At 69.6% G+C, this 26,991-nt stretch carries 20 protein-coding genes; 8 read left to right on the forward strand and 12 right to left on the reverse strand.

Annotated features, from left to right (window positions below; translation table 11 throughout):
• The first annotated feature begins 227 nt into the window (after positions 1-227).
• Positions 228-2,129, forward strand: a complete 1,902-nt coding sequence (locus FHT32_RS30780) for an ATP-binding cassette domain-containing protein (RefSeq protein WP_176668353.1) — start codon at positions 228-230, stop codon at positions 2,127-2,129.
• Between the two features lie 87 nt (positions 2,130-2,216).
• Positions 2,217-3,926, forward strand: a complete 1,710-nt coding sequence (locus FHT32_RS30785) for a phospholipase D family protein (RefSeq protein ID WP_176668354.1) — start codon at positions 2,217-2,219, stop codon at positions 3,924-3,926.
• A gap of 21 nt (positions 3,927-3,947) precedes the next feature.
• Here the strand turns inward: FHT32_RS30785 and FHT32_RS35500 are convergent, their stop codons facing one another.
• The 4 genes from FHT32_RS35500 to FHT32_RS30805 form a co-directional block, all read right to left on the reverse strand.
• Positions 3,948-4,868, reverse strand: a complete 921-nt coding sequence (locus FHT32_RS35500) for a copper chaperone PCu(A)C (RefSeq protein ID WP_176668355.1) — start codon at positions 4,866-4,868, stop codon at positions 3,948-3,950.
• Positions 4,869-4,906: 38 nt separating this feature from the next.
• On the reverse strand, positions 4,907-7,198 hold the full coding sequence (locus FHT32_RS30795) for a TonB-dependent receptor (RefSeq protein ID WP_176668356.1): 2,292 nt from the start codon (positions 7,196-7,198) through the stop codon (positions 4,907-4,909).
• Positions 7,199-7,324: 126 nt separating this feature from the next.
• Positions 7,325-7,696, reverse strand: a complete 372-nt coding sequence (locus tag FHT32_RS30800; RefSeq protein ID WP_176668357.1) for a DUF2946 family protein — start codon at positions 7,694-7,696, stop codon at positions 7,325-7,327.
• A gap of 11 nt (positions 7,697-7,707) precedes the next feature.
• Positions 7,708-8,919: a TraB/GumN family protein gene (locus FHT32_RS30805; RefSeq protein WP_176668358.1), complete on the reverse strand. Its 1,212-nt coding sequence runs from the start codon at positions 8,917-8,919 to the stop codon at positions 7,708-7,710.
• Between the two features lie 64 nt (positions 8,920-8,983).
• Here FHT32_RS30805 and FHT32_RS30810 point away from each other — a divergent pair, with 64 nt between their 5' ends.
• Positions 8,984-9,397, forward strand: a complete 414-nt coding sequence (locus FHT32_RS30810) for a VOC family protein (RefSeq protein WP_093206477.1) — start codon at positions 8,984-8,986, stop codon at positions 9,395-9,397.
• Between the two features lie 16 nt (positions 9,398-9,413).
• Positions 9,414-10,586, forward strand: coding sequence for a toxin-antitoxin system YwqK family antitoxin (locus FHT32_RS30815; RefSeq protein WP_176668359.1), 1,173 nt, complete (start codon positions 9,414-9,416; stop codon positions 10,584-10,586).
• Between the two features lie 115 nt (positions 10,587-10,701).
• Here FHT32_RS30815 and FHT32_RS30820 read toward each other — a convergent pair whose 3' ends face one another.
• Genes FHT32_RS30820 through FHT32_RS30830 form a run of 3 tightly spaced genes read right to left on the reverse strand, consistent with a single transcriptional unit; the run spans position 10,702 to position 13,696 of the window.
• Positions 10,702-11,676 carry a tripartite tricarboxylate transporter substrate binding protein gene (locus FHT32_RS30820; protein ID WP_176668360.1) on the reverse strand — a complete coding sequence of 325 codons (975 nt, stop codon included), beginning with the start codon at positions 11,674-11,676 and terminating at the stop codon, positions 10,702-10,704.
• Between the two features lie 50 nt (positions 11,677-11,726).
• Positions 11,727-11,948: a hypothetical protein gene (locus FHT32_RS30825; protein WP_176668361.1), complete on the reverse strand. Its 222-nt coding sequence runs from the start codon at positions 11,946-11,948 to the stop codon at positions 11,727-11,729.
• Complete coding sequence (locus tag FHT32_RS30830; RefSeq protein ID WP_176668362.1) at positions 11,945-13,696, reverse strand: FAD-dependent monooxygenase; 1,752 nt, start codon at positions 13,694-13,696, stop codon at positions 11,945-11,947. The genes FHT32_RS30825 and FHT32_RS30830 overlap by 4 nt, the downstream gene beginning before the upstream one ends.
• A gap of 98 nt (positions 13,697-13,794) precedes the next feature.
• Here FHT32_RS30830 and FHT32_RS30835 point away from each other — a divergent pair, with 98 nt between their 5' ends.
• Positions 13,795-14,577: a LuxR C-terminal-related transcriptional regulator gene (locus FHT32_RS30835; RefSeq protein WP_176668363.1), complete on the forward strand. Its 783-nt coding sequence runs from the start codon at positions 13,795-13,797 to the stop codon at positions 14,575-14,577.
• Between the two features lie 191 nt (positions 14,578-14,768).
• On the opposite strand, the gene FHT32_RS30840 is transcribed toward FHT32_RS30835, so the two are convergent.
• The 3 genes from FHT32_RS30840 to FHT32_RS30850 all read right to left on the reverse strand — a co-directional run bounded on the left by FHT32_RS30840 (position 14,769) and on the right by FHT32_RS30850 (position 17,746).
• A complete protein-coding gene (locus FHT32_RS30840) occupies positions 14,769-15,824 on the reverse strand; it encodes a nucleotidyl transferase AbiEii/AbiGii toxin family protein (RefSeq protein WP_176668364.1) in 1,056 nt (351 codons plus the stop codon).
• Positions 15,821-16,480 (reverse strand): DUF6088 family protein, encoded by a 660-nt coding sequence (locus FHT32_RS30845; protein ID WP_176668365.1) that lies wholly within the window; start codon positions 16,478-16,480, stop codon positions 15,821-15,823. Before FHT32_RS30845 ends, FHT32_RS30840 begins: the two co-directional genes overlap by 4 nt.
• A gap of 171 nt (positions 16,481-16,651) precedes the next feature.
• Positions 16,652-17,746: a fumarylacetoacetate hydrolase family protein gene (locus tag FHT32_RS30850; protein ID WP_176668366.1), complete on the reverse strand. Its 1,095-nt coding sequence runs from the start codon at positions 17,744-17,746 to the stop codon at positions 16,652-16,654.
• Positions 17,747-17,890: 144 nt separating this feature from the next.
• On the opposite strand from FHT32_RS30850, the gene FHT32_RS30855 reads away from it, so the two are divergent.
• Both FHT32_RS30855 and FHT32_RS30860 read left to right on the forward strand, forming a co-directional pair.
• On the forward strand, positions 17,891-19,087 hold the full coding sequence (locus tag FHT32_RS30855) for a DUF3108 domain-containing protein (RefSeq protein WP_176668367.1): 1,197 nt from the start codon (positions 17,891-17,893) through the stop codon (positions 19,085-19,087).
• Positions 19,088-19,234: 147 nt separating this feature from the next.
• Positions 19,235-19,513, forward strand: a complete 279-nt coding sequence (locus FHT32_RS30860) for a DUF3567 domain-containing protein (protein ID WP_170217241.1) — start codon at positions 19,235-19,237, stop codon at positions 19,511-19,513.
• Between the two features lie 84 nt (positions 19,514-19,597).
• Here FHT32_RS30860 and FHT32_RS30865 read toward each other — a convergent pair whose 3' ends face one another.
• Complete coding sequence (locus FHT32_RS30865; protein WP_176668368.1) at positions 19,598-20,653, reverse strand: AbrB family transcriptional regulator; 1,056 nt, start codon at positions 20,651-20,653, stop codon at positions 19,598-19,600.
• A 78-nt stretch (positions 20,654-20,731) separates the two neighbouring features.
• Between FHT32_RS30865 and FHT32_RS30870 the strand changes: the two genes are divergently transcribed.
• Complete coding sequence (locus FHT32_RS30870) at positions 20,732-21,601, forward strand: ChaN family lipoprotein (RefSeq protein WP_176668369.1); 870 nt, start codon at positions 20,732-20,734, stop codon at positions 21,599-21,601.
• A 69-nt stretch (positions 21,602-21,670) separates the two neighbouring features.
• Here the strand turns inward: FHT32_RS30870 and FHT32_RS30875 are convergent, their stop codons facing one another.
• Positions 21,671-26,989 carry a hypothetical protein gene (locus tag FHT32_RS30875; protein WP_176668370.1) on the reverse strand — a complete coding sequence of 1,773 codons (5,319 nt, stop codon included), beginning with the start codon at positions 26,987-26,989 and terminating at the stop codon, positions 21,671-21,673.
• Positions 26,990-26,991: the final 2 nt, after the last annotated feature.

Consider the following 26,991-nt stretch of genomic DNA (forward strand, 5'->3'; position numbering starts at 1 on the left):
TTTTCTTCACCCCATCCAACCAGCCCCGAAGAACCCCGTCAGACCCGAACACCAGAGGCATTCAGCAGCGAAGCCCACGAGTATATGACAGATTTGGGCTTGCGCAAGACGCTCGTGAAAGAATCTTGGATCGGCGTCACAACGGGCTCTTCTCTGCTCCATATATATAGAGGAAGAAACACTCCCCAGGACGACCCGACATCCCCTCCTCCGATAATCCGCGCCACATGGCACTCATCACACTCCTCGACGCACAGCTCGCGTTCGGTCACGTCCCGCTGCTGGATCATGCGGACTTCTCTCTTCTCGAATCGGAGCGCATCGGCCTGATCGGCCGCAACGGCGCTGGCAAGTCCTCCCTGCTCAAGATACTGGGCGGCCTGGAAAAGACCGACGACGGCACCCTGCAGCTGCAGCAGAACCTCCGCGTCGCCTACGTCGCCCAGGAGCCCGCGCTCGACATGGATGCCGACGTCTTCACCGCCGCCAGCCAGGGCCTGGCCCCCGTCATCGCGCTGCGCGATCTCTATCTCTCTGGCGCCGAAGGCCTGGACCTCGACGCCCTTCAGTCGCAAATCGAAGCCTTCGACGCATGGAACTGGGAGCAGCGCGTGGAAGAGACGCTGCACCGCCTGCACCTCGACCGCGACGCGCGCGTCGGCTCGCTCTCCGGCGGCACCCGCAAGCGCGTGGCCCTTGCCCAGGCTCTCGTGGCGGCTCCAGACGTCCTTCTGCTAGACGAGCCTACCAACCACCTGGACCTCGACTCCATCGAATGGCTCGAACAGCTTCTGATCGACTTCAAGGGCAGCGTCGTCACCGTCACCCATGACCGCAGCTTCCTGAACCGCGTCGCCACCCGCATCGTCGAGCTCGACCGGGGCAAGCTGGGCTCCTACCCCGGCAACTTCGAGCAGTATCTCGCCCAGAAGGAAGAGCAGCTCGCCCAGGAGGCGGTCATCAACGCCAAGGCCGACAAGTTGCTGGCCCAGGAGGAAATCTGGATCCGCAAGGGTGTGGAAGCCCGCCGCACCCGCAGCCAGAGCCGCATCACCCGCCTGCAGGAGCTGCGTGCCAGCCACGCCGCCCGCCGGAACGTGCAAGGCAGCGTCAACATGGACGTGGCTTCGGGCCAGGCCAGCGGCAAGATCGTGGCCGAGCTCACCGACGCCACCAAGTCCTTCGGCGACAAGACCGTGATCCGCAATTTCAGCGGCACCATCCTGCGCGGCGACAAGGTCGGCCTGCTCGGCCCCAACGGCGCGGGCAAGACCACCCTGCTGAAGCTGATCCTCGGCGAGCTCGAGCCCGACAGCGGCAAGATCCGCCGCGGCACCAACCTGCAGGTGGCGTACTTCGACCAGATGCGCGACAAGCTCGACCTCGACGCCACGCTGGAAGACTTCATCAGCCCCGGCAGCGAGTGGATCGAGATCGGCACGCAAAAGAAGCACGTCAAGAGCTACCTCTCCGACTTCCTCTTCTCCCCCGCGCGCGCCAACTCCCCCGTGCGTTCGCTCAGCGGCGGCGAACGCAACCGCCTGCTGCTGGCCCGCCTGTTCGCGCGCCCGGCCAACGTGCTGGTGCTCGACGAGCCGACCAACGACTTGGACATCGACACCCTCGAACTGCTCGAGAACCTGCTGCAGGACTACGACGGCACCGTGTTCCTCGTGAGCCACGACCGCACCTTCCTGGACAACGTGGTCACCAGCACCATCGCGTACGAAGGCGACGGCCGCTGGCGCGAGTACGAGGGCAGCGTGCAGGACTGGCTGACCCAGTCGAAGCGTGCCCGCGAGATCGCCGAGCAGCGCCTTGCCGCATCCGCACCAGCCCCGGCTCCCACGCCCGCTCCCGCCGCCGAAGCCCCCGCCCTCAAGACGGCGCCGGGCGCCCGCAAGAAGCTCTCATATAAAGAGCAGCGCGAGCTCGACTCCCTTCCCGCTCAAATCGAGGCCCTCGAAACCGAACAGAAGCGCATCACCGAAATGCTCGAGCTCGACGGCGGCGCCATCTACGCCACCGACTCCTCTCGCGCGGCCGAGCTGGCGGAGCGCCACGCCAAGATCGACGACGAACTGCTGGCCGCCATGGAGCGCCAGGAAGAACTCTCCGCCGGGCGCTGACACCCGGGCGCGCCTGCCGTCCGACGCGCGGCGGCCGCCGACTAGGCTATATATGCGGCACCTCCCTTCAAGCCCCGGGAAAGCCGCATGCCTTCATCCTTCCAGACGTTCTTCCGCCGGTCGACGGCACTGCTGGCGCTGCTGACCCTCGGGGCCTGCGCGCAGCTGCCGCAGAACGTCGACCGCCCCGTCTCGACCGCCATCGCCGCGCCGGCCACCGGCACCGCGCTGGCCGACCTGGTACAGCAGCGCCGGCAGGCCGACAAGGCCCGCTACGAATCCGGCTTCCTGCTGCTGGGCGGTCCGCAGGCGGCCTACGGCAGTCGCCTGGCGCTGATCGAGGGCGCCCAGAAGACGCTGGACCTGCAGTACTACACCATCCACGCCGACGCCAGCACCGGCCGCCTGGTGCGCGGCCTGCGCGCGGCCGCCGAGCGCGGCGTGCGGGTACGCGTGCTGCTCGACGACTTCCACACCACAGGCCGCGACGCGCTGGTGCTGGGCCTGGCCTTCATTCCCAACATCCAGATGCGGCTGTTCAACCCGCTCGCGGGCTCGCGCGATTCCACCTTCAGCCGCCTGCTCAACTCGATCGACGACGCCTCGCGCATCCAGCAGCGCATGCACAACAAGCTGTTCCTGGCCGACAACGTGCTGGGCGTGACGGGCGGGCGCAACCTGGGCGACGCCTACTTCGGCAACGCGACCAACGGCAACTTCGTCGATGTCGACGTGCTGGCCGCCGGCCCGATCGTGCAGGACCTCTCGCGCAGCTTCGACAGCTACTGGAACAACGAGCGCGCCTATCCGGTGCAGTCGCTGGTGACCCGCGAGGAGCTGCAGGCCATGCGCGACCGCGCGAAAAGGGTCGACCAGGAACTGGCCGAGGAATCGACCCGCCAGAAGGAAGGCGCCGGCGCCCCAACCGCCGAGCAGCGCGCCCGCGCCTGGGACGAGAAGCCGCTCGACCTGCGCACCGCCACCTTCGTCTGGGCGCCGGCCGTGATGCTGGCCGACAAGCCCGGCAAGATTCCGGCCGACTCGGACCCGGGCAACAAGAAAGCGCCCGGCCTCGTGGTGAGCCGGCCCGACGACAAGGCCGGCACTTCCCGCGGCGCAGCTTCGCTGGAAGCCGCCTCCGACCTCGCCGCCAGCGGCGACACCGTGGTCGAGGGGCTGCTGCAGCTCATCGGGCAGGCACGAACCGACCTGACCATCATCTCGCCCTACTTCGTGCCCGGAAAGGACATGCTGCAGGCCTTCTCCACGGCCCGCGCCCGCAACGTGCGCATCCGCGTGCTGACCAACTCGCTGGCCTCCAACGACGCGCCGGTGGCGCACGTGGGCTACGCGCGCCACCGCGAGGCGCTGCTGAAGATGGGCATCGAGCTCTACGAGCTGCGCAGCGAGCAGGCGAGCTTCGGCAATGTCTTCGGTTCCTCGGGCGGCAGCAGCGCCCCCGGCGAATCGCGCGCGATGCTGCACTCCAAGGTGCTGGTGATGGACGGCCGGCTGCTGGTGGTGGGCTCGATGAACCTCGACCTGCGCTCCCAGCTGCAGAACACCGAGATCGCGCTGCTGATCCGCAGCAACGAGCTTTCGCGCGCCGCCACCGAGCAGATCGAGCGCGGCATGCGCGAGCGCTCGTGGCACGTCGAGCTGGTCGACGGCTCGCTGGTGTGGCGCGCGCCCCAGGGCAGCGGCCTGAAGGACGCCACCACCGAGCCCGACGCCGGCGCCATGCTGCGGCTGATGCTCAAGCTCTTCGGGCCACTGGCGCCGGACCAGCTGCTTTGAATGAAGCCTTGAGGCTGCCGCTCAGTGCTTGTGCTGGTGCGCCGATCCGGCCGCATCGGCACCTTCGGGCGCACCCACCGGCAGCGTCACGTCGAGCGTGGTCTTGGCGCCCTTGGCGTCCTGAAAGCTCAGCGTCATCGGCACGGTCGCGCCCTTCGCCAGCGCGCCCTTCAGGTCCATCATCATCACGTGGTAGCCGCCGGGCTTGAGCTCGACGGTCTGGCCCGCGGGCAGGTCGAGGCCGGTCGAGAGCTCGCGCATCTTCATGGTGTCGCCCTCCATCTTCATCTCGTGCACTTCGGCAACGCCCGCGGCCGGCGTGGAGATGCCCACCAGCTTCGCGCCGGTGGGCGAGGTCAGCTTCATGAAGGCGCCGGTACCGCTCTGGCCCGGCACCGACTGGCGCACCCAGCCGTCGCGCACGTCGACCGTGGCCACGCCCTGCGCCACCACGTTCAGCTTCGCGGCCGGGCTCTTCAGGCCGGCGGTGGAGCTGCCGGAGGCCGGCACCTCGGCCCAGTCGGCCGCGCCCAAGTCGCAGGTCTGAAGCACCTTGAACCACAGCGTGCCCGGCGTGGCGGGCACCTTGCCGCGCAGCACGAACTCGGCGCGCTCGCTGCCGGGCAGCGCGTTCGCGGGCGTCTCGGCGGTCCAGCGGACCTCGCCTTCGCCGTCCTTCGCGCCCTTCTGCACATCGAGCTTCCAGCCCTTGCGCGCCTGCGCGTCGCTCAGGATGAAGCCCTTGGGCAGGCGCACGGCCAGGCCGGTGGTGGCCTTGGCGCCTTCGCAGGCGTGGCCGACGCGGAAGGCGGCGTCGTAGTCGCTGCCGACGGTCACGCCCCCCGGGCGCAGCGTGACGTGCGCCACCGCGGCGCCCATGCCGGCCAGCATGGCGCATGCGGCGGTGGTCCTGAGGATGGCCATCGAAGTCGTTTTGTTCATGTCGTTTGGTCCTTGCGGTTGGAACGGGGAGTCATCAATCAAAGGTCGAACTTGAGCTCGGCCACGTAGGTGCGCTGCGGGTACGGGTGGAAGGCCCAGTACTTGTTGTTGTTCAGGTTGTCGATGCCGAAGGAGGCGCTCCACTGCCGGTCGATCCGGTAGCGTATGCGCGCATCGACCACGAAGAACTTCGAGAAGCCCATGTACGCGAAGCCGTTGGGGTCGCTGTGGTCGAGCGTGCCGTACTGCCTGCCGCTGTAGCGCGCACCGACGGTGTAGCTCCAGCGCTCGTCGGGCCGGTAGGTGGCCAGCAGGGTGGCGCGCACCCTGGGCACGCGCGGCTGGTCGTGGCCGACGCTGGCGGGGAAGCCGCTGTTGGCGGTGATCTTCGAGCGGGTGAGCGTGAGGCTGCCGCTCAGGTCCAGCCCGCGCACACCCACGTCGGACGCGTTCAGCGCCACCTCCAGCCCGCGCGTGCGGATGGCGTCGACGTTCTGCACGGTGCTCACCAGGTTGTTGAGCGCCTGGGTGTAGAGCGCGTCCTTCGTGTTCTCGAAGAAGAGCGTGGTGCGCAGCACGCCGTCGAGCCCCCAGCCCTTGAGGTCGCGCTCGGCGGTGAGCTCGGTGGTCCACGAGCGCTCGGGGCGCAGGTTGGGGTTGGTGTTGACGATCTGGTTGCCGCTGATCGAGCCCTGGTAGAGCTCGCTCACCGTCGGCATGCGCACCGCGCGGCCGGTGGAAGCCTTGAGCAGCCAGTCGGAGGTGGCCTGCCAGGCGACCGCCGCCTTGGGCGAGTCGTAGCTGTTCTTGCGCGGCGAGAAGTTCAGCAGCGTGCTCGCATTGCCGAGCTGGCCGCCGTAGGCCTCCCAGCGCTCGTGGCGCAGGCCGAGCGTGGTCTTCCAGTCCTTCGCGAAGCGCCAGGTGTCCTGCACGTAGAGCGACTGCAGCCGGGTGTTGCCGTTGAAGGCCGAGAACGGCGAGACGGGCGAGCCGCCGATCCAGTCGAGCGTGTTGCCGACGCTGGTGCGCAGCCGCGCCGTGTCCTGCTGGAAGCCGAAGTCGACCACGTGCGCGCCCACGCCCTCGGCCGAGCCGGTGGGCCGCCAGGTGCCGGCCGCCTTGAAGGTGCTCCAGCCGGTGCCGCCCATGTCGGTGGTGCGGCCCGGGCCGCCGCTGAAGGCGCCCGGCAGCGGCGTGGTGGGCGTGCGGGAGGTGTCGCGCGAGTAGTCGTAGAGGCTGGCCGCCACTTCCCAGTCGAACACGCCGCCGGTGTGGCTCTTCACCGAGAGGCCGTGCATGTAGTGCGTGAGCGCGGTTTCGGTAGGCGCGAGCGCGGCGCTGGGCGAGTCGAGGTTGTAGGCGCGCCCGCCGATGTTCACCCGCCCGCCGTACACCGGCCGGCCAAGGGCGTCGCGCAGCCAGGTGTCGACGCCGCCGTGCGTGGTGTTGTTCCATGCGCCCAGCGTGTAGGTGGCGCGCACCGTGGGCGAGAAGTCGTAGGCCAGCTTGAGCTTGGCCTGCTCCTGCGTGGTGTCGTAGATGGTGGAGCCGCCCACCAGCCACCAGGGCTGGTTCGACGGGTTCAGCCCGCCCACCGCGCCGGTCACCGGCGTGCCCGCGCTGCCCACGGTGCCGGCGCTCACCAGCCGGTTGCCGAACACCAGCGCCTGCCCCTTGCTGTGCGTGCGCGAGGCGCTGAGCCACCACGACCAGTCGCCGCTGCGGCTGCCCAGCGACAGGTCGAGCTGCTGCCCGGCCGGCGAGGAGTGGCTGTTGTACAGGTCGAAGTTCGAGACGAAGCCGCTGAGCTTGACGTGCGCCTCGAACTTCGTCGGCATGCGCGTGACGTAGTCGACCACCGCGCCCACCGAGTTGCCCGGGTACGCAGCCGAGAACGGTCCGTACAGCACGTCGACGCGCTCGATCTCCTCGGGCGACACCATGCCCCAGCGCGGCGCATAGGTGGCGCCGTTGCCCAGCGGGTTCGACAGCATGATGCCGTCGGCATACACCATCGAGCGCGCGCTGTTGCCGGTGCCCGAGGCGCGCGTGGCCAGCACCGCGTGGTTGAAGTCGCCGATGTAGCGCTTGCGCACGACCAGGCTCGGCAGGTACTTCAGCGCGTCCTCGCTGTCGGTGGCGTTGACGGTCTCGACGATCTGCTCGTGCGTCACGCCTTCGATGGTGGTGGGGATCTGCGCCGGCAGCGAGGTCGGCCGCCCGCCGGTCACGGTGATGGTGTTCAGCGTGCGGCCGCCTGGGCCGCCTTCAGGGACGTCGGCCGGCTGCGCCTGTTGCGCCAGCGCGGACGCGCCAAGGGGGAATGCCATGGCGATCGCCAGGGCGCGGGAATGCTTGTTCAAGAGGAACCTTCTCCACGGAGCTTCAAACCGGACGGGCCGGACAAGCCGCGTACGCGCTTCGGGCGCGCGTGCACGGCTACGGTTTCGAAAGCGTCAGGAGAGGTTTGGCGGCCCGCGCGCCGGCAGCGGCGCCGCGGTGGCCGCGGCCAGTCGCGCGGCGGGGATGGGCTGGACCACGCGGCCCAGCGGCAGGGGAAGATCGAAGGCCGGCGCCGCCATGGCCGGCGGCGGAGCGCCGGTCAGCACGCACAGCGGGCAGTCCATGTGCGAGGCGCCCATTTCCTTGACGCCGTCCTCGGTGTGGACCACCACCTTGATCGATCCCGCGGCGGAGCACACCAGCTCCATGGCCTGCGGGTTCACCAGCGGCGACGCCACCGCCACGCCCAGCGACATCACGAACCACAGCAGCAGCCAACGCCCGGCGAGGGCGATGGAGCGGGTGGATCGGTGCAGCGCGTGCATGGCGGCCGCGATTATCGGCGCACTTTGCCCTTGGCGGCAGGGGCCGCGGCCTTGGAGGGTGCGGCCTTGCCGGCCGTCTTGGCCGGCGCGCGGGCCCCGCCCCTGGACGCGGCGGGCGCCGCTTTGGCCGACTTTCCGCCCCTTGCTGCAGCCGCGGGCGCCGCCTTTCCGCGCTGGCCCTTGACCGCCTTGACCGCCTTGCCGCCGCGCACGGCCCTGGGCGCCGGCGAAGGCGCCGCGAGCGCTGGCATGGGCTGCGCGGTCTGCTCCTGCGCGCTGGTGAGCACCGGCGTCACGGTGAAGCCGCGCGCGGCCATGAGCGTGGGCAGCCCCTGCGGGCCGATCATGTGCAGCGCACCGACCGCGGCGAACACGCCCTTGCCGCCGGCATGCAGGCGCTCGATGCCGTCGGCGAGGTTCGGGTTGCGGTCGTCGAGCAGGCGCTTGAGCAGCCGCTGCTCGGCGGGTGTGTTGAGGCAGTCGCACCACTCGGGGTAACGGGCCAGCCGGGCCGCGTCGCTGCGGGCCCAGACCTCGGCCAGCTCCTTGATCTGGCCGCGCAGCTTGCCCGACTCGAGCTCGTCGAGCGCCGCGTCGACCTGTTCGGCCTCCTCGGACTCGGAGCCGCCGGTCAGCACCTTGAGCTGGTCGGCCGCATTCTCGAGAGCGACGATCGGCTTGTTGCCGTTGCGCGCGGCGACCGCCAGCGTCTCGTCCACGCCGAATTCCGGATAGAGGCCGTCAGCGCGCCCCACCAGCCCGGCCAGCGCCGTGACCTGCAGGATCGGCTGCAACTTCGACAACGAGCCCGGCGGCACGCAGGCTTCGCTGTTCTGGCGCTCCAGCCGGCGGGCGCGCTCGCCGCTGAGCATGCGCGCCAGCAGCTCGGGGTCGGCAGGCCGGGCCATGGCGCGGGCGGTGGCCTCGTCGCGCATGTCGAGCTCGAGCGCGACGGTGTCGCTCTGCGCCAGCGCCTTCTGGATGGTCGGGCCGGGCCGCACCCAGTCGCCGCGGCCGATGTGGATGGTGCCGTAGAGCCACGAGGTGCGCCCGTCGCGCTCGATGCGCCAGAGCACGCCGCGATCGATGCCGTTGCGCACGACCACGCCGGGCTTCTCGAGGCTCGCGATGGCAGAGGGCGGGCAGGCCGCCCGGGCCGCCCCGAAGGTGAAGAGGAAAGCGATGCCGCACAGGGGCGCGGCGAGGATCCGGAGTATCCGCAAGGCTTGCTCCACGATGAAAGAAAGTCCGGCATTCTCACAGCACCGCTGCCCATAATCCGAAACCATGCAGAGCATCTTCCACCTTGCATTCAATGTCCGCGACCTCGACGGCGCCCGCCGCTTCTACGGCGGCGTGCTCGGTTGCGCCGAAGGCCGCAGCACCGATACATGGGTCGACTTCGACTTCTTCGGCCACCAGATTTCCCTTCACCTGGGCGAGCCCTTCGCCACCGCCCCCACCGGCCGCGTCGGCGACGTGATGGTGCCGATGCCGCACTTCGGCCTCGCGCTCGCGCTGCCCGACTGGCAGGCGATGGCGAAGCGGCTGGAGGCGGCCGGTACCGAGTTCGTGCTGAAGCCGCAGGTGCGCTTCGAGGGGCAGCCGGGCGAGCAATGGACGATGTTCTTCCTCGACCCGTTCGGCAATCCGATCGAGGTCAAGGGCTTCCGTTCGCTGGACACCCTCTACGACAAGTAATAAGAAGAAGCACCAGATGCTCCCGCGCGCAGCCGCCGTCATCGCTCCCCTCGCGCTGCTGTGCGCCACGCTCGCGCACGCCCAGCTCGACTGCGAGCTCAACGGCCGCAGCGTGAACCCCGACGACGGCAGCAGCACCGCGGGCAAGACCGGCCTGCTGCGCTGCAAGGACCGCTCGACCGGCGAGCTGCAGCGCGAGTCCCAGATACAGAACGGCGTGTCGATGGGACTCGTGCGCATCTACGAGAAGGGCAAGCTCGCCAAGGAGCACAGCGTCAACGCCAAGGGCAACCTGCACGGCCGCGCGCGCGAGTTCTCGCCCACCGGCCGCGTGCTGCGCGACGCCACCTACGACGACGGCCAGGAGCGCGGACTGGTGCGCAGCTTCTACCCCGACGGCAAGCTGCGCCGCGCGATCTTCTATCCCAACTCCGACACCGGCGGCGGCAACGAGCGCGCATCGGTCGAGTTCACCGAGCACGGCCAGCTCTCGGCCCTGCGCTGCGCCGACGCGCCCACGCTGGCGCCGGTGGTGGACGACGCCAGGCTCTGCGGCTTCTCGGGCACCGGTCCGTCGCAGGTCGACCTGTTCGACGCGCGCGGCATCCTGCGCTCACGGCTCGCATACGTGTCGGGCAAGCGGGTGCGCGCGCAGAGCTTCTACGACAACGGCAAGACTTCGTCGCTCGACGAGACCGTGGGCAACCAGCGCACCGAGCAGAGCTTCTCGTCCGAAGGCGTCAAGCGCCGCGAGACCGCCTTCCTGCTGGTGGAGCGCACGAGCGTCCGCGTGCGCGAGCAGGCCTTCTCCGAAAAGGGCACGCTGGTGCGCGACCAGCGCTGGAACAGCGCGGGCGAGCCGATCGTCGACGACAGCTACTACATCAACGGCCAGCCGCGCAGCAAGTCGGCCTACAGCGGCAGCGGCGACGCGCGCAGCGTCGAGATCACCGAGTTCTACGACAGCGGCCAGCGCGCCGCGCAGGGCCGCTACGAGATCCAGGGCCGCAATCGGCAGATCCCGGTCGGCACCCACCAGCGCTTCAGCGAGAAGGGCACGCTGCTGGCCGAGTCGAGCTTCGACGCCAAGGGCCGCGTCACGCGCGAGCGCGCCTGGGACGAGAACGGCGAACTGCAGCGCGACGACGAAGTCTTCGAGGACGGCTCGCGCAAGGCATACACAAGGTAACGCCCCCAGGCTCCGCGCACTTCGTGTCGCTCCTCCACCCCCTACCGGGGGCAACACCTGCGGCCCGGCGAAGCCGGTTCCGCGGTGTTTCGCGAAAAGAACTTCTCTTGGGAGCTCAGTCCAGCTTGATTCCTGCCTGCTTGATGATCGGGCCCCAGCGCTTCGACTCGGCGCGCGACAGCGCCGCGAACTGCGCCGGCGTGCCCGGCATCGCTTCCATGCCGAAGTCGTCGAAGCGTTTCTGCACGGCCGGCGTGCCGAAGGCCTTGTTCAGGTCGCCGTTGAGCTTGTTGACCACCGCCGCCGGCAGGTTGGCCGGGCCCAGGATGCCCTGGAACGCGAACACCTCCGTGTTGGGCACGCCCACCTCGGCCAGCGTCGGCACGTTGGGCAGCGGCTTGCTGCGCGCGCCCGAGCCGATGGCCAGCACGCGCACCTTGTTGCTCTGCATGACCGGCAGGCCCGAGGCCAGGTCGAGGAACATGCAGGGCACCTGGCCGCCCATCACGTCGGCCATGGCCGGCGCGGCGCCGCGGTACGGAATGTGGGTGATGAAGGTGCCGGTGCGAACCTTGAACATCTCCATGGCCAGGTGGTGCGGCGAGCCGTTGCCGGGCGAGGCGTAGTTGACCTTGCCGGGGTTGGCCTTCACGTAGGCCAGGAACTCCTTGAAGTTCTTCGCCGGGAAGTCCGGGTGCACCACCAGGGCCAGCGGGAACTTGCCGATCGCGCCGATATACGTGAAGTCTTTCTCGGGGCTGAAGGGCAGCTTGCTGAACAGGTGCTCGTTGAAGGCCAGCACCGCGTTGTCGGCCGAGAGGATGGTGTAGCCGTCGGGCTTGCTCTTGGCGACGATGTCGGCGCCGATGTTGGTCGAGGCGCCGGGGCGGTTGTCCACCACGATCTGCTGGCCCAGCGTCTGGCGCATGGCCTCGGCCAGCACGCGCGCGATCACGTCGGTGCCGCCGCCCGCCGGATAGGGCACGACCCACTTGATGAGCTGTGCGGGGTACTCCTGCGCGCGGGCGAAGGGCGATGCGGCCATCGCTGCGCCGGAGGCGAGTGTGGCGAGAAGGGTGCGGCGATCCATGGAATCAGTCTCCAATCTGCTGGTTGTATGTATGTATGTCGTTCCGGAAATCAGGAAGCGGACAGGGATGGTACGGGCAGAGCGCGCAGTGCGTCGGCCAGTGCGGCGCGGCAGCGCGCCTCGTCGCCGACCTGCTCGAACAGCAGCAGCGCGAGCCGCGCGAGGAACAGCGATTCGCGCTCAGCGCCCGCCTCGGTGATGGCGCGCGCGCACTCGGCATAGAGGCGGTCGCGGGCGTCGGGTTGGAGCTGCGGTGCGGTGGTCGTCGTCATGCGGAAATCTCCCGGGCCGCGCGGGCCAGTGCGGGTTGCAGGGCGCCGGCCGGCAGGCGATGCCAGCGCGCGGCCACGTGGCCGTCGGGGCGCAGCAGGTAGACGGCGCCGTCTCGTGCGCCGAGCGCCTCGAACACGGCGGGCGATGCATGCGCATCGGCACCGTCGATGCCCGGGCTCGCGATGCTGCGCACGACGAAGGGCAGCGCGCCCTTGCGTGCCCGCTCGACGTCGGCGGCAGGCAGCGCGACGAGGTCGGGCCGCAGCACCAGCAGCGTGAAGGTGGGCGCGATCCAGTCGGTGAGATGGCCGCGTTCGAGCTGCTGCTCGGGCATCGCCTCGCCCGGCAGCGGGCCGGCGGGCAGCGCATCGCCCTCGCTCGACAGCGGCGACGCCGCATAGCGCACCGCCTGCGTCTGGCGCGGGTTGATGAGCTGCGCGATACCGCGGTGCGCCTCCGACAGCGACAGCGCCGCCTCGCGCAGCAGGTCGAATCCGCGCGAGGGCGGCGACATGAACTCGGTGCTGCGCATCGCGTTCTCGGCGTTGACGTGGAAGGCCTCGATGCGCTCCTGCGAGTACGAATCGAGCAGCTCAGCGTCGGACAGCCCCTTCGCGACGAAGGAGAGCTTCCACGCGAGGTTGTCCGCGTCGTCGAAACCGGAATTGAGCCCGCGCACGCCGAAGATCGGCATTGCGTGCGCTGCGTTGCCCGCGAAGACGACGCGGCCGTGGCGGTAGCTTTCGAGCGTCATCGCGCCGGCGCGGTAGACCGAGGTCCATACCGTCTTCCAGGGCAGGTGGCCTTCGCCGATGGCGTCGAGGTGGCGCTGCACGAACTCGGCCACCGCCGCCGGCTGCAGCGCCTCCTCGGTGCTCTGGCCGGGGCGCAGCTGGTAGTCGATGCGCCAGATGTCGTCGGGCTGGCGATGCATCAGCACGGTCGAGCCGGGGTTCCACGGCGGGTCGAACCAGGCGCGGCGCTCGGTGGGATGGCCGCTCTTCAGTTCGATGTCGATGATCACGTAGCGGCCTTCGTAGCCCTTGCCTTCGAGCGCGAGGCCCATCTGCCTGCGCACGAAGCTCTGGCCGCCGTCGCAGGCCGCGAGCCACTGGCCGCGCAGCCGGTAGGCGCCCTGGGCGCTGCGCACATCGAGCGTCACGCCTTCGCCGTCTTGTGCGAGGCCGGTGAGCTCGGTGCCCCAGCGGATGTCGACGAGCCCCGGCGTGCGCTCGTTGCGGCGCAGGATCTCCTCCAGCAGGTAGTGCTCGGCGTAGTACTGCTCCAGGTTGATCATCGGCGGCAGCTTCTGCCGCTCGTCGTGCGGCATCTCGAAGCGGAACACCTCGGCGGTCTTGTAGAAGCTGCGCCCGCCGGTCCAGGGCAGGCCCTTTTCCATGAAGGCGCCCAGCACGCCGAGCCGCTCCATGATCTCCAGGCTGCGGCGCGAGATGCAGGCCGCACGGCTGCCGACGCACACGGTGTCGTCGGCTTCGAGGATCACGCTGCGCACGCCGTGGTTCGCGAGCCCCAGCGCGAGCGCCATGCCGACCGGGCCGCCGCCCGCGATCACCACGGGGTGGCCGGCGGCTTCGACGCCGTCGGGGCCGAGTTCTGGCGTGCGGGGTTCGTAGCGCGTGTAGTGGAAGGCGCCGACCGAAGGCGGCAATCCGGCATCGGCGCCGGGCTTCGGCGGCACGGGGCCGCTGGCGGCATCGCCCAGGGTGGCAGCGGGGGAGTTCGTCATCCGGCGGGATTGTCCCGATGCGCGGCGAGCGGCAATGTCATAACTTCGTACGAGGTGTTTACCCGTATCCGTCCCCACTTCTCCTCCTTTCCTCACGCATGAGACGCTGGCGCATCCACCCTTGCGAGGACGCCGCGCTGGCCGCGGCCGTGGTCGGCGACGTGCTCTCCGGCGTGGGCACGCCGCTGCTCGCGACCAGCTACCTCAAAGCCATGCAGCGCGTGATGCCGGTGACCTTCTGCACCGTGTTCGTGGTCGATGCCGCCGGCCGCATCGAGCTGGTGTCCGCCGCCAGCAGCTACGGCAGCACGGCCGAGCGCACCTCCGAGCGCTACGTGGCGCAGCGCTTCGACCTGCTCGACCCGAACATGGCCTGGCTCGCCGCGCGCAAGCTGCCCAGGCGCGTGCAGCTGTGGATGGGCCACCAGCGCGCCGACGAGGTGGCCGACCCGGTGTACCGCGCCGCCTGCTACGGCGACGTGGGCATCCGCGAGCGCGCATCGGTGCTGTTGCTGCAGCCCACGGGGCAGCGCGTGGCGGTGAGCTTCTATCGCAGCCTCGCGCAGCCGGAGTTCGGCGCGGCGGACTTCGCGCTCATCGAGGCCCACGCCACGCTGCTGGCTGACGCCACCGCGGCGCACGGCCGCAGCGCAGTCGGCGCCCGCAAGGCGGTGGAGCCCGCCCTCGCCGAAAGGCTGCTGCGCCTGAGCCTGCGCGAGCGCGAGGTCATCGGCCACCTGATGGCGGGCCGCACCGCCAAGGAGGCCGCGCGCCAGATCGGCGTGGAGCTGACGACCGTGCGCACCCACCAGTACCGGGCGTTCCGGCGGCTGGGGATACGGTCGCAGAAGGAGCTGCTGCGCGGAACGCCGGCAGCCTAGCCTCCGGACCTGACCCGGCTTGCAGCTTCAGTCATCCAAGCGCGACAACGTTGCGCTGTGCCTAAGGCAAGCACGCCCCGGCTTGCTTTGCGAGGTTGCCAAGAAAAGGCCGCGTGGGCCCGACCGAGTTAGTCAGCGTGGGCCTTGGCCATGGCCGTGGCGTAGTTCGCCGAAACTGGAAACAGTCACCATCACGCTTCATTGCCTTCATTGAGCTGAGCCTCCGCTTTCGCCAGGCGCGCCAGCACCTCATCGAAGGCGAGCGGAGCGCTGGCGAACATCTGCTGCATCGCGGCATAGTCCTGAGCGAGCGCCGTCCGCCGCGCAGTCGATGGCACCAGGCGAAAAGTACCGGCGCGTGCCAGGTCGTACCTTGCCCATCCGCGCGAAAACACCCGGCTCTTCCAGGCGACCACGTGTGCGCACAGGGAGGCATCGGCCAGGAAGCGATCGGCGTCTTCGTGCTCCAGCAGGCGCGCCATGTCCGAATAGTGCCGCGCATAGCGATCGGGCAAGCCCTGCCCGTCCGGCCGGTGGAACTCCGCGTGCAGGATCGTCGCCTTCTCCCAGAACGTCCGTTCCAGCGCCAGTGCGGTGACCTCGCAATGCCAGTCCTCGAAGATGGAGGGGAACACGTCACTCACGAGCGGCCGGATCCGGTGGCGCTGCGTGGGTTGCTGATCGGTCAGCGTACCAAGCTCGAGCTTGACCTCGCGCTGGATATAAGAGAAGCCCGTGCCATGCTGCGTCGGATATCGGAAATACAGGATGGGAGAGCACGCTACCTCGTCGTCCTCGTAACGCAGCCAGCTATCGGCGGCGCGTGGCGCACCCAGCGCCCCGCGAATGACGGACTCCAGCAATGGCTGCATCACTTGCGCGACCTTGATGCCACACAGGCGCTGCATTTCCAGCACCGCCGCATCGCGCCGCGTTCGACTCACCAGCGCATCGAAGCCCTCGGCATCGGCGCCGACGAACGCGGGTACGAGGCACAAGTCGATGTCCTCCGAAAAACGATCGATGACGCCATAGACCTTCGACAACGACGTACCGCCCTTGAACACAAGGTGCGGCGCGACATCGGGCAGCGAAAACAGCTGCCCCAGGAGCCAGCTGACCCAGAAATCCTTCTCCAGCATGACCTGCTGGCCCGCGCGTCCGGCGGCCGCCTGCTCGAACACGAGAGCGCGCCGTTCGGCCGGCAGCGACAGGAACCGACCGGCCAGCGGAGGTGTTTCGCTCATGATGACGAAGCCGGCTGCGGGGAGGAAGCGCGCTCATCGCCGTCGCAGGCCAGTTCGCGCAGGAACGGCTGCATCCAGACCGGGGCGAGCGCAATGTCTTGAATGAGCTTGGCCCGCTCGGCTGCGGGAAGCGTCTGCCGCAACCGGCGAACCCGCTCCGGGGTGATGTTCTTGGGCCCCAGGCTCTTGAACGCCTGAATCACCAGTCCGCTGAGACGACCCGCCGCGGCCATGTCGCGCGGCGTGGTGCGTTTGAGCGTGATCTGTAGCGGGCCCGCCTGTACCGAGCGTGCGGTGCCATCGGTCAGGAGCACCACTTTGGCGGGCACCTGCTCCGACAGGCCCAGCAGGTTGGCGGCATAGGCGCCGGTCGGTTGCGTGCGGATGCGGTCCTTGCCTGCCAGGGCGCGCACGACGGCGTCGACACTCGGCCAGAGCGCGCCGAGCAGTTCGTCTTGCCGCGGCTTGTCATAAAGGCCGCGCGACAGACGGCGCAGGTTGCCAGACGCAACAAGGCGCTGCAGCGCCTTGTCGATCCCGGCGCGGCTGCCAAGGCTCGCAAAGCTGGCTGGGGTAAAGACTGTGCCGCGCGTGGCCCGCTGTACCCGGCGGGCCAGTTGAGTGTCGATGCTGTCAGGGGATGGTGCGCGCGGCATGGAAAGCTTCTATTTGACCGAAAAATACCATGTTTTTCAGTCAAATAAAGCACCATATTTCGTCCAAATTACGCGATTTCCATTCGGAAAATCTCGCAAGCCTCGGCAAACCACCAAACTCCTACTGCAGTCAAGAACTCCAGCTTCGGGCTGGTGTTCGGGGACGCCGCGTCAGCCTTCGGGAAGCCCCTGCGCTTCCTCTCCGGGCGCATCACCCTGCGGCTTCACCAGCGACACCGGCGCCTCCTTCGGACGCCCCGCGGTGGACACGATCTCCTGGTCGATCGCGCCGAAGATCGAGCGCCCGTCCAGCCCCTTCATCTCGATGCGGATGGTGTCGCCGAACTTCATGAAGTCGGTGTAGGGCTGGCCGGTCTGGATGGTCTCGATGCAGCGCTTCTCGGCGATGCACGAGTAGCCCTTGGGCCACTCCATCTGGCCGTCCTTTTTCTCCACGCCCTTGTTGCTCACGGTGCCGCTGCCGACGATGCTGCCGGCGCGCACGTTGCGCGTCTTGGCGATGTGGGCGATGAGCTGGCCGAAGTGGAAGGTCATTTCCGGGCCGGCGTCGCACATGCCGACCTTGCGGCCGTTCCAGCTGCTTTGCAGCGCGAGGTGCACGCGGCCGTGCTGCCAGGCTTCGCCGAACTCGTCGAGCGTGACGGCCACGGGGCTGAAAGCGGTGGCGGGCTTGCTCTGGAAGAAGCCGAAGCCCTTGGCGAGCTCGGCCGGGATGAGGTTGCGCAGGCTCACGTCGTTGGCCAGCATCACGAGACGGATGCCGTCGAGCGCCTGGTCGGGCGTGGCGCCCATGCGCACGTCGCCGGTGACGACGGCGATCTCGGCCTCGAAGTCGATGCCCATGGCCTCGCTGGGCACGACCACGTCGTCGGTCGGGCCGAGGAAGTCGTCGCTGCCGCCCTGGTACATCAGCGGGTCGGTGTAGAAGCTCTCGGGCACCTCGGCGTTGCGCGCCTTGCGCACCAGCTCCACATGGTTGATGTAGGCCGAGCCGTCGGCCCACTGGTAGGCGCGCGGCAGCGGGGCCATGCACATCGAGGGGTCGAAGGGAAAGGCGTGGCGCGCGCGGCCGGCGTTGAGATTCGCGTACAGGTCCTGCAGCTGCGGGCTCATGAAGCCCCAGTCGTCCAGCACCTGCTGCAGCCGGTTGGCGATGCCGGTGGCGTAGTGGGCGAGCGTGAGGTCGCGCGAGACGACGACGAGCTGGCCGTCGCGCGAGCCGTCCTTCAGGGTGGCGAGTTTCATGATGCGGTGCGTGCGTGCGTGAGGACTGGAGCGGACCGCCGGCACGGGCCGGTCGCCGCCCCCACTTAAACTGGTTGGACGGGCGGCAGTTTACCGAGGTGGTCTTTGGTGAACCTCCGGGCCGGCGCCCCACTCCACATACCGATGCCGACGCTCGTCGCCCCTTCTTCCTCGCCGTTGCTGCCTCCCGGCCTGCCGGGGCGTCCGTCGTGGCGGGTGCTGATCGGGCTGACGCTGCTGGTGGGGCTGGTCCACGTGCTGCTGCTCGGGCTGGCGCCGATGGCCATCGGCCCGGAGCCCTCGCCGCTGGCGAACAAGTTCAGCACGCGCACCATCGTGATCGCGCCGCCGGCCGCCGAGGCGCCCGCACCGGCAGCCGCGCCCGCCGAAGCGAAGCCCGCGCCGCCACCGAAGCCCAAACGGCCGCGCGAAGCCTCGGTGCCCAAACCGAAGCCCGCACCGAAGCCGGCGGCCGCCGAACCGTCGCCCGAACCTGAGGCAGCCGCAACACCCACGCCGCAAACGCCCGACCTGACGGCCCAGGCCGCTACCGATTCAGGAGCAACACCGCCCGAAGCGGCGGCCAGCGCGCCGGCTGGGGCGACATCGCCTTCCGGCGGCAGCGGAACCGGCACCCAGGCGGCAGCCGGCGGGGAGGCCTCGGGCACCATCGCCGGCACGCAGGCGATGAAGATCCCGGGCTCGGTCACGCTGGACTTCGAGGCGACCGGGCAGAGCGGCTCATCCCCCCAGCGCGGCGTGTTCGGCGAGCTGGTCTGGCTGCAGGACGGCACCCGCTACGACGGCCGGCTGACGCTCAAGGCCGTGTTCTTCACCCTGCTCAACTGGCACAGCACGGGCCGCATCGGCCCTTCGGGCCTGGAACCGGAGAAGTATTCCGAAAGCCGCAAGTCCGAGGTCGCCTCGCATTTCGTGCGCGACCAGAACCAGATCGTCTTCAGCAACAACGCGCCCCCGGTGCCGCTGCTGCCGGGCGCGCAGGACCGCATGAGCGTGATGATGCAGCTCGGCGGCCTGCTGGCGGCCAGCCCGCAGCGCTATCCCGCCGGCACCAGGATCTCGGTGCAGACCGTGGGTCCTCGGGACGCCGATGTCTGGGTCTTCGTGGTCGGAGAGGAGGAAAAGCTCAGCCTGCCGGCCGGCGAATTCACCGCCCGCAAGCTCACGCGCGACCCGCGCAAGGCCTTCGACCGGAAACTGGAGCTCTGGCTGGCGCCGGAATACGGGTATCTACCCGTTCGGATCAAGCAAACCGAGACCAACGGGGACTTCGCTGACGCCCAGTTGCGCAAACCCCTGCCTTCAGGGCCACCCAATTGAGGAGAAAGTCACACTAACGAAGCGAAAGGAGCCAGGGATATGCCAATTAGCCAGTTGGTTTTACAGATAGACAACCTATCTTGAAACTGGCGCGTTGATTGCTATCTAACCCCCATGAACGCCATCGACATTCTCACAGGGCCCGCCATGAACATGCTTTATGACTCGGAGTCTTTCGTCGTCGTGCACGTGCAGCCCAACGAGGGCGACGCGCCCGCGCAGCCGAACATGCCGGTCCTGGAGCGCCATGGCTTCGAGATCGTGGACAAGCGATCGGGCAAGGAGGTCTACCTCGACGGCTCCTGGGCCGAACTGTTCCAGCAGCAGATCGCCGCCTGGCAGCTTAATACCCCCACGCAGGAAGAAGTCGAGGACACGCTCGAGGGCTACGCCGAACTGGCGCACACCCCGGTTCTGGTGCACTGAGCCCGATCCGGCCAGCTTCCCGAAAGATCACCAAGAAGCGCCCCGAGGGGCGCTTTTTTCATGCCTTGCCGTCCCCCGGCGCCCTCAGCGGTAGATCCATCGGAACATCGGCCCCACGATCAGCAGCACCGCCACCAGCCGGCAGACCTGGAAGGCCGTGACCACCGGCACGCCCAGTTGCAGCACCTTGGCGGTGATCGACATCTCGGCGATGCCGCCGGGCGAGGTGCCCAGGATCATCGTGGCCGGATGCAGCCCTGTCGCCCACGCCAGCAGCCACGCCACCGCGGCGCAGAGCAGCAGCATGCCGAAGGTGCCCAGCACCACCGAGCCCAGCCAGCGCGGCGCCGTGTGCAGGAACTCGCGGCTGAAGCGCACGCCCAGGCTCACGGCGATGACCAGCTGCGCCGTGTTCGACATCCACGCAGGCACGGCCGACAGCGACTGGCCCGCGATGGTGAAGCCCATCGCCACCAGCAGCGGCCCGATGAACCACGGGTTGGTGCGCTTCAGCGCGCGCATCGCCAGGGCGCCGAGGCCCGTGGCCGCCGCCAGCAGCGCGAGGCCGCCCGGGTTCACTTCCCGCACGCCGGGCGGGTTGATCTCCAGCCCGTGCAGCCCGCTCCATTGCATCGCGAAAGGGATGGTCACCGTCACCACCACCAGCCGCAGGCTGTGCGCCGCGGCCACGAGATCGGTGCGCGCCCCGGCCGATTCGGCCATCAGCGTCATCTCCGATGCACCACCGATGGCGCCCGAGAAGTAAGTCGTGGCTCTCATGGATCGATCCGGTACATGCGGCATGCGCCCCGCATGCATCGCGTGCAGCCAGCGTCCGAAGCCCACACCCAGCAGCAGCGCCCACGCGATCGCCAGCACGATCGCCCACCACACGCTGGCCACCAGCCCGACCACGTGCGGCGTGAAGTAGAGCCCCAGCGCGGTGCCGATGGTCCATTGCCCCACGTTGCGCAGCGGCGTGAAGCTGGCGGTGGGCGCGCCTGCGATCGAGGCCAGCGACACCGCGAGCAGCGGGCCGATCATCCAGGGCAGCGGGGTGCGCAGCGCGAGGCAGACGCCCGCGGCAGCGAGCGCGAGCAGCAGCGTGGCCAGCACGCGAACGGGATATCGGGAAGGCACGGACCGGAAGAAGGGACGACAGGGAAAAGCGGCGGCGGACGGCACCGCGTGCGCACGCCGGGGGCATAGTATGGCGCGATGCCCCTTCCATACTGGCCCGCCCGGGTTTCACGCTTCCTGCTGCTGCCCCTGTTCGCCGCGACCGCATTCACGGGCTGTTCGGCGCTGTCCTCTTTCTCCGGCGCCGACGCGCCCGGCGCTCCCATCGCGCGCCGTGTGGCGGCACTTCAGCCGGTCGACGCCCTGCTGATCGGCGAGCAGCACGATGCGCCGGAGCACCATGTCATCGAGCGCGAGGCGGTCGAGGCGCTGGCCGCGCGCGGCCATCTCGCCGCCCTGGCGCTGGAGATGGCCGAGGAAGGCCGCAGCACCGCGCAGCTCGCGCCCAACGCCACCGAGGCGCAGGTGCAGGCCGCGCTCGACTGGAGCGACAAGGCCTGGCCCTGGGCCAGCTACGGCCCCGCCGTGATGGCTGCCGTGCGCGCCGGCGTGCCGGTGATCGGCGCCAACCTGCCGCGCTCGCGCATGAAGAACGCGATGGCAGACGTCTCTCTCGACGTGCAGCTCAACGGCGAGGCCTTCACCGCCCAGCAGGACGCCGTGCGCGACGGGCATTGCCGGATGCTTCCCGAATCCCAGATCGTTCCCATGACGCGCATCCAGGTGGGCCGCGACCGCGCGATGGCGCAGGCCATCGTCAAGGCGCGGAAGCCGGGCCAGACGGTGCTGCTGATCGCGGGTGCCGGCCACGTGGTTCGCACGCTCGGCGTGCCGCAGCACCTGCCCGACGACGTGAAGATCGCCACCGTGCGGCTGCTGGCGGCGCCCTCCTCTGCGAGCGGCCCCGAAACAGGCGACTACGACCGCATCTGGCGCACGCCGCCGCTGCCCGAGAAGGACTACTGCGCCGAGTTCAAGCGCCAGGCCCGCCCGCAACCGAAGGCCTGACCCGAAAAGAAAAAACGCCGCCGGCCCGAAGGCCCGCGGCGTTTTTTGTCGCCCCGGGAACGGCGCCGATCAGCGCGAGGTGATCGTCGACACCGCCGAGTTGCCCGTCGCCGATGCGGTGATCTGGTTGCCCGCGGTGCGCAGCGTGCTGTTGCCCACCGGACCCGAGATGCCGACCCCGAAGTTCACGCTGGTCACCGTGGCCGTCACCGCGCCGGTGTTGACCTGGTAGTTGCCCACCGCCGCGCTTGGCGCACCGGTGTTCAGCGCCGTCTGTGTCACGCGGTTGGTCGCGCTGTTGCCGAAGGCCTGCGCAGCCAGCGTGTTGCCGGTGACGCCGGCGGTGCCGTTCGACACGCCCGCGCCGGTGCCGTTGAGCGCCACTTGGTAGCTGGTGCCCGTGCTCGTGGCCGTGACCGCGCCCGCGTTGTTCTGGCTGTTGAGGATCGCCGCGCTCGCGCCGACGTTCAGGGCCAGCGGCGCGCCGACGAGGTTGGACGAGCCCGCCGCGGCAGCGCCGCCGTAGCTGCTGCCTGCGCTCGACTCCAGCACGTTGGTCGCCGCATTGCCGCGCGCCAGCGCCGCCGTGGTGTTGCCGTCGAGCGAGACGCTGCTGCCGTTGAGCGGCACCGCGCTCGCGAGCGTGGCGTTGGCCACGGTGCTCGACGTCGCCGTCACGCCCGCCGTGCTGCCCTGCACGTTGAGAATGCCGGCGCTCGCGCCCTGCGTCGCGCTACTCGCCACCGTGGCGGTGTTGGCGGCGCGGTTCGCCGTGGCTTCAGCCAAGGTGCTGTTGCCCGAGACCGTGAACGCGCCGTTAGCCAGCGTCGTCGTGGGCGCGGCGTTGTCGTCGTTGCGGATCGTGGTGGCGGCTGTGCTGCTCACGGTCGATGCGGCCGTCTGGCGGTTCGACAGCACGTGGTCGGCGGTGGCCGCGATGTTGTCGGGGCTGCCGGTCTCGCTGAGCGTGGCGGAGCCCGTCGCGCCCGCCGGCTGGGTGTTGACCGCGCTCACGCTCAGCGCGTTGGCCGCGTCGTTCATCACGCCCAGCGCGGCGTTGCTGTTGCCCGAGAGCCGCACGGTCGAGCTGGTGGAGCCGGCCGGCGCGAACACTTCGAGCGTGGACGACGCAGTCACCGCCGCGGTGCCCGACTGGCTAGACTGCAGCGCGCTGCGTGCGCCCACGTTCGAGCCCGCCAGCGTCACGCTGTTGAGCGCGGTGTTGGCCACGGCCTTGGCGCTCTGGCTGTTGCCGCTCACGCTCAACGTGGAGGCGCTGACCGCAGACAGCGGCGCCGAGTCGATACCGATGCTGCCCGTCGCGGTGGCTGACACGGTGCCGGTGCCGACCTGCACGTTGGCCAGCGCATGGTCGGCCGACACCGCGACGGTCGAGGCCGGCCCGCCGGTGGCGGTCGCCGATGCCGGCAGTCCTCCGGCGATGGCGCCGCCCTTCACGTCGATGCTGTTGGTCGCGGCGCTGCCGGTAGCGGCGGCTGTGGTGCCGTTGCCGTCCAGCGTGGCGCTGCTGCCAACCACCGCGGTGGGGCCGGTAAGCATGAGCTTTGTCGCGTTGTTGGCATTGGCGGTCACGGCCGCGCTGCTGTCTTGTGCGTTCAGCACCGCCGTCCTGGCTGACTGCGAGGCGCCGCCGGCCAGCGAAGCCGCGTTGGTCGCGCGGTTGGCCGAGGCTTCGGAGTACGTCGTGTTGCCCGAGGCCGCGAAGCTGCTGTTGAGCTGTCCCGAGTTGCCGGCCACCAGCCGGTCTTCGTTGTAGACGGCCGTGTCGGCGGTGCTGCCGACCGAGGTTCCGGCCGACTGGCGGTTCACCAGCACCTGGTCGCCCGTCGCCAAGGTGTTGCCCGGCAGCGGGCCCTGGGCGATGAGCGCCGGCACCGGGAGCGCGCTGGAGGTGCCGCCTGTCACGCTGAGCTTGTTGTCCACGTCGTTGATCACGCCCAGCGCCGTGTTGGCGTTGTTCGACAGCTTCACCGACGAGCCCGACACCGAGGCCGGTGCAAAGGCCTGCGTGAAGGAGCGTGCCTCCACCGCCGCCGTGCTGCCCTGCGAGGACAGCAGCGCGGCGCGCGCTGATACGCCGGTGGCCGCGAGCACGATGGCGTTGCTGCCGGTGTTGGCGACGGCCTTCGCGCCCTGCGTGTTGTTCGAGGCGCTCAGCATGGAGCCCGAGATGACCGCGCCCGGGGCCGTGTCCACGCCGAAGGCGGCCGCCACCTTGGAAGAGATGGTCGGGCTGGTCACCAGCTGGATGCTGGAGAGCGCATGGTCGGCCACCGCGCCTGCAATGCCACCGATGTCGGCTGCGCCGCCGAGCGGCAGCCCGTTGCCCACCGCGATGGTGTTGCCCTTCACGTCGATGCGGTTGGCCGCGGCGTTGCCCGTGGCCAAGCCGCTTGCGGAGTTGCCGTCCACCGCCACCTGCGCGCCCTGGATGCTCGCGCCGCCCAGCACCACCTGCACGCCGTCCTTGTTGGTCAGCAGCGGGCCTTCCTGGCCGGTCAGCGAACTCACGGCCGCGCTGGTGAGCTGCAGGTTCTGCACCGCGGTGGTGGTCGAGACGCCGACCGCATCGATGGCCACGCCGTTGCTCGCGCTGTTGCTGGTCGCGCCGGCCAGCGTGGCGTTGCCGGTGGCAGCGATCTTCGAGTTGCTGACCGCGCCGCCGACGGAGATGTTGACTTCGGGCCCGCCGCTGCGCTGCGCCGACACCGAGCCCTGGCCCGACTGCGCGTTCTGCACGCTGAAGGCCGCGTTGGTGGCGAGCGTGTTGCCCGTGAGCGTCGCGCCCGACAGCGAGAAGCCGGAGGTGTTGATGTTGTTGCCCGTCACCTTCACTGTGTTGCCGGTGGCGCGGCTGCCGTAGGCCAGCGCCTCGGCCGTGTTGCCCGAGTTGGTGGCCGAGCCGCCGGTCAGCGTGCCCGTGACCGTGGTGCGCGCCACGATGCCCCCGGCCGCGGTGGCGTCGACGACGGTGCCCGTGCCCGCCACCGCCTGCGTGTTGGTGACGTTGGCCACAGAGGCATTCGCGCCGCTGACGTTGTTGAGGTTCAGCGTCACGCCGCTGGCCGCGTCGTTGCCGTAGGCGGCGGCGACGAAGGCGTTGCCGCTGTTCGCGACGCTCGCGGCGGAGACGTTGCCGGCGACCGTGACCGCGAAGGTGTTGGGTCCGGTGGCTGCCGAATTGACGTTCGCCTGCACCGACTGGTCGTTGAGCACGCCATAGGCGGCGCTCACCGTCGGCAACGCGCCGGCCGCGTTGCTGAAGGGCAGCCCACTGAGCGCGTCGACGGTAACGCTGGATGCCGGCGTGATGCCCAGGCCGGGCGCCGCCGCCACGTTGCCCGCGCTCACGCCGAGCGTGTTGGCGGCCGAGTTGCCGTAGGCGATGGCGCGCTGCAGGTTGTCGGTGAGCGAGGCCGAGCCGCCGGCGAGGTTGCCGTTCACCAGGATCCGCGCCTCGGGGTTCGACAGCCCCGCACCGACGGCGGAGTTCGCGTCGTTCATCTGCACGCTCGCGATGCCCGCGCCCGTGCCCACCGAGTTGCCCGAGAGCGTGAGCGTGTTGGTGGCGCCGCTGCCCAGCGCCACGGCTTCCTGCCGGTTGCCGTCCAGCGACAGCGTGCTGTTGCCCACCGCCGCGCCGCCGCCGTTGGCGGTCAGCCAGATCTGCGAGCCGATGTTCACGGCCGCGACGCCGCCGCCGTAGTTGCCCTGCAGGTTGGTGAGCGTGGCCGAGCCGCCGGCGGACACGCGCCCGTCGGAGTTGGTGCCGCCCGTGAGCGCGGCGTTGCCCGTGCCCAGCGCCACCGTGCCGGCCTGCAGCGCGAGGCTCTGCGTGATCTGGTTGCCCTGCGCGCTGGCCGCCGAGGTGTTGTCTGAAACGCTGACCGAGCTGCCCGTGGTCTGGCCCGTGCCGGGCGACTCGCCGGTCTGCGCCGCGATGACCGAAGGCAGCAGCAGCGCGCTGACCGGTGCATTCAGGTTGGCCTGCTGGTTCGACACCGCGGTGGTGCCGGTGAACGAGGCCGCGTTCTTGCCGGTGGCAATGGCGCTGGAGGCGGTGTTGCCCGTGACAGTGGCCGTGACGCTGTTGTCCGCCAGCGTGACCGCGCTGTTCTTGCTCGACTGCACGCCGGCCAGGATCTGCGCGCCCACGGTCTGCGCGACGGTGATCACGCCGAGGTTGCCCTGGCTGTTGACGATGGCCAGGTCGCTGTTGACGTTGCTGGTCACGCCCGCGCCGTTGTGGATGCTGTTGTTGGCCGCGGTGGCCGCCGTGCCGCTGCCCGCGACGCTCACGTCGTCGACCACGATGCGGTTGCCCGCAACGCCGGCCGTGGCGCCCAGCGCCTCGTTGCCCGTGGCCTCGCTGGAGATCGCGTTGCCCTGCACCGATAGCGACCCCTGCAGCACGTTGGAGCCGCCTGCGGGCGCGCCGCTGACGATGCCCACGATCACCGAGCCGGCGTTGAGCGCGCTGCGCACCGCGAGGATGCCGTTGCCGTTCGCCTGCAGGTTCGCGACCACCGCCGAGCCGGCGAAGGTGGGCGCGCCGCCCGACTGGATCTCGGCCGTGCTGCTGGCGCTGTTGGCCTTGAGCACGGCCGAGATCGAATTGCGTTCCAGCGACGCGGCCGTGGTCATCGTGTTGCCCGCGTTCGCGGTCAGCATCAGGTCGACCATGTTGCCCAGCACTTGCGCGCTGGAGCCCACCCCCGTTGCCGACTGCAGCGAGGTGACGACGATGTTGCCCTTCGCGTCGAAGAGCGGTGCACCCACCGGATAGGTCAGCACCGAGGTGCCGGCCTGCGCCGGCGCAGCCGCCGCGGCTGCGCCCGAAATCACCGAGCTGCCGCTGTTGAGCGTGGTGGCGGCCGAGATGGTGTTGTCGGCGTTGACCACGCTGCCGGTCTGCAGCGTGCTCGACTCCGACGCGAGCTTGCTGCCGGTCACGCTGCTGTCGATGACGCCAGTGTTGGTAGCCACGCCCAGCGTTGCCGCGTTGTTCACCGGAGAACCGGGCGCCGGCTGGATGCCGTTGCCGAAGCTGTTGCCGGTGGCGGTCGCGCCGATCAGGTTGCCGCTGGTGTTCACCGCCACCGGGTTCGGGTTCGACGGCGTGCCGGTGGACGTGGTGCCCACGGTAGCGCCGGTGATGGTGGCGTTGACGTTGGCCGAGTTGGTGGTGCCCGCATTCACCGAGGGCGTGCCGGTGGCCGTGCCGTTGTAGGCGGCATCGACCGAAGTCTCCGCGGCCTGCGCGCCGGAGGCCGCGGCGATCAGCGCCAGCGCGACTGCGGTGCCGATGCTGCTGCGGCTGAACATGGGCGCGCGTGCGGCCCGGCTCTGGATCTTGCGTGCTTTCATGT

This window comes from Variovorax sp. SG517, from assembly GCF_013376045.1.
Taxonomy (GTDB): Bacteria; Pseudomonadota; Gammaproteobacteria; order Burkholderiales; family Burkholderiaceae_C; genus Variovorax.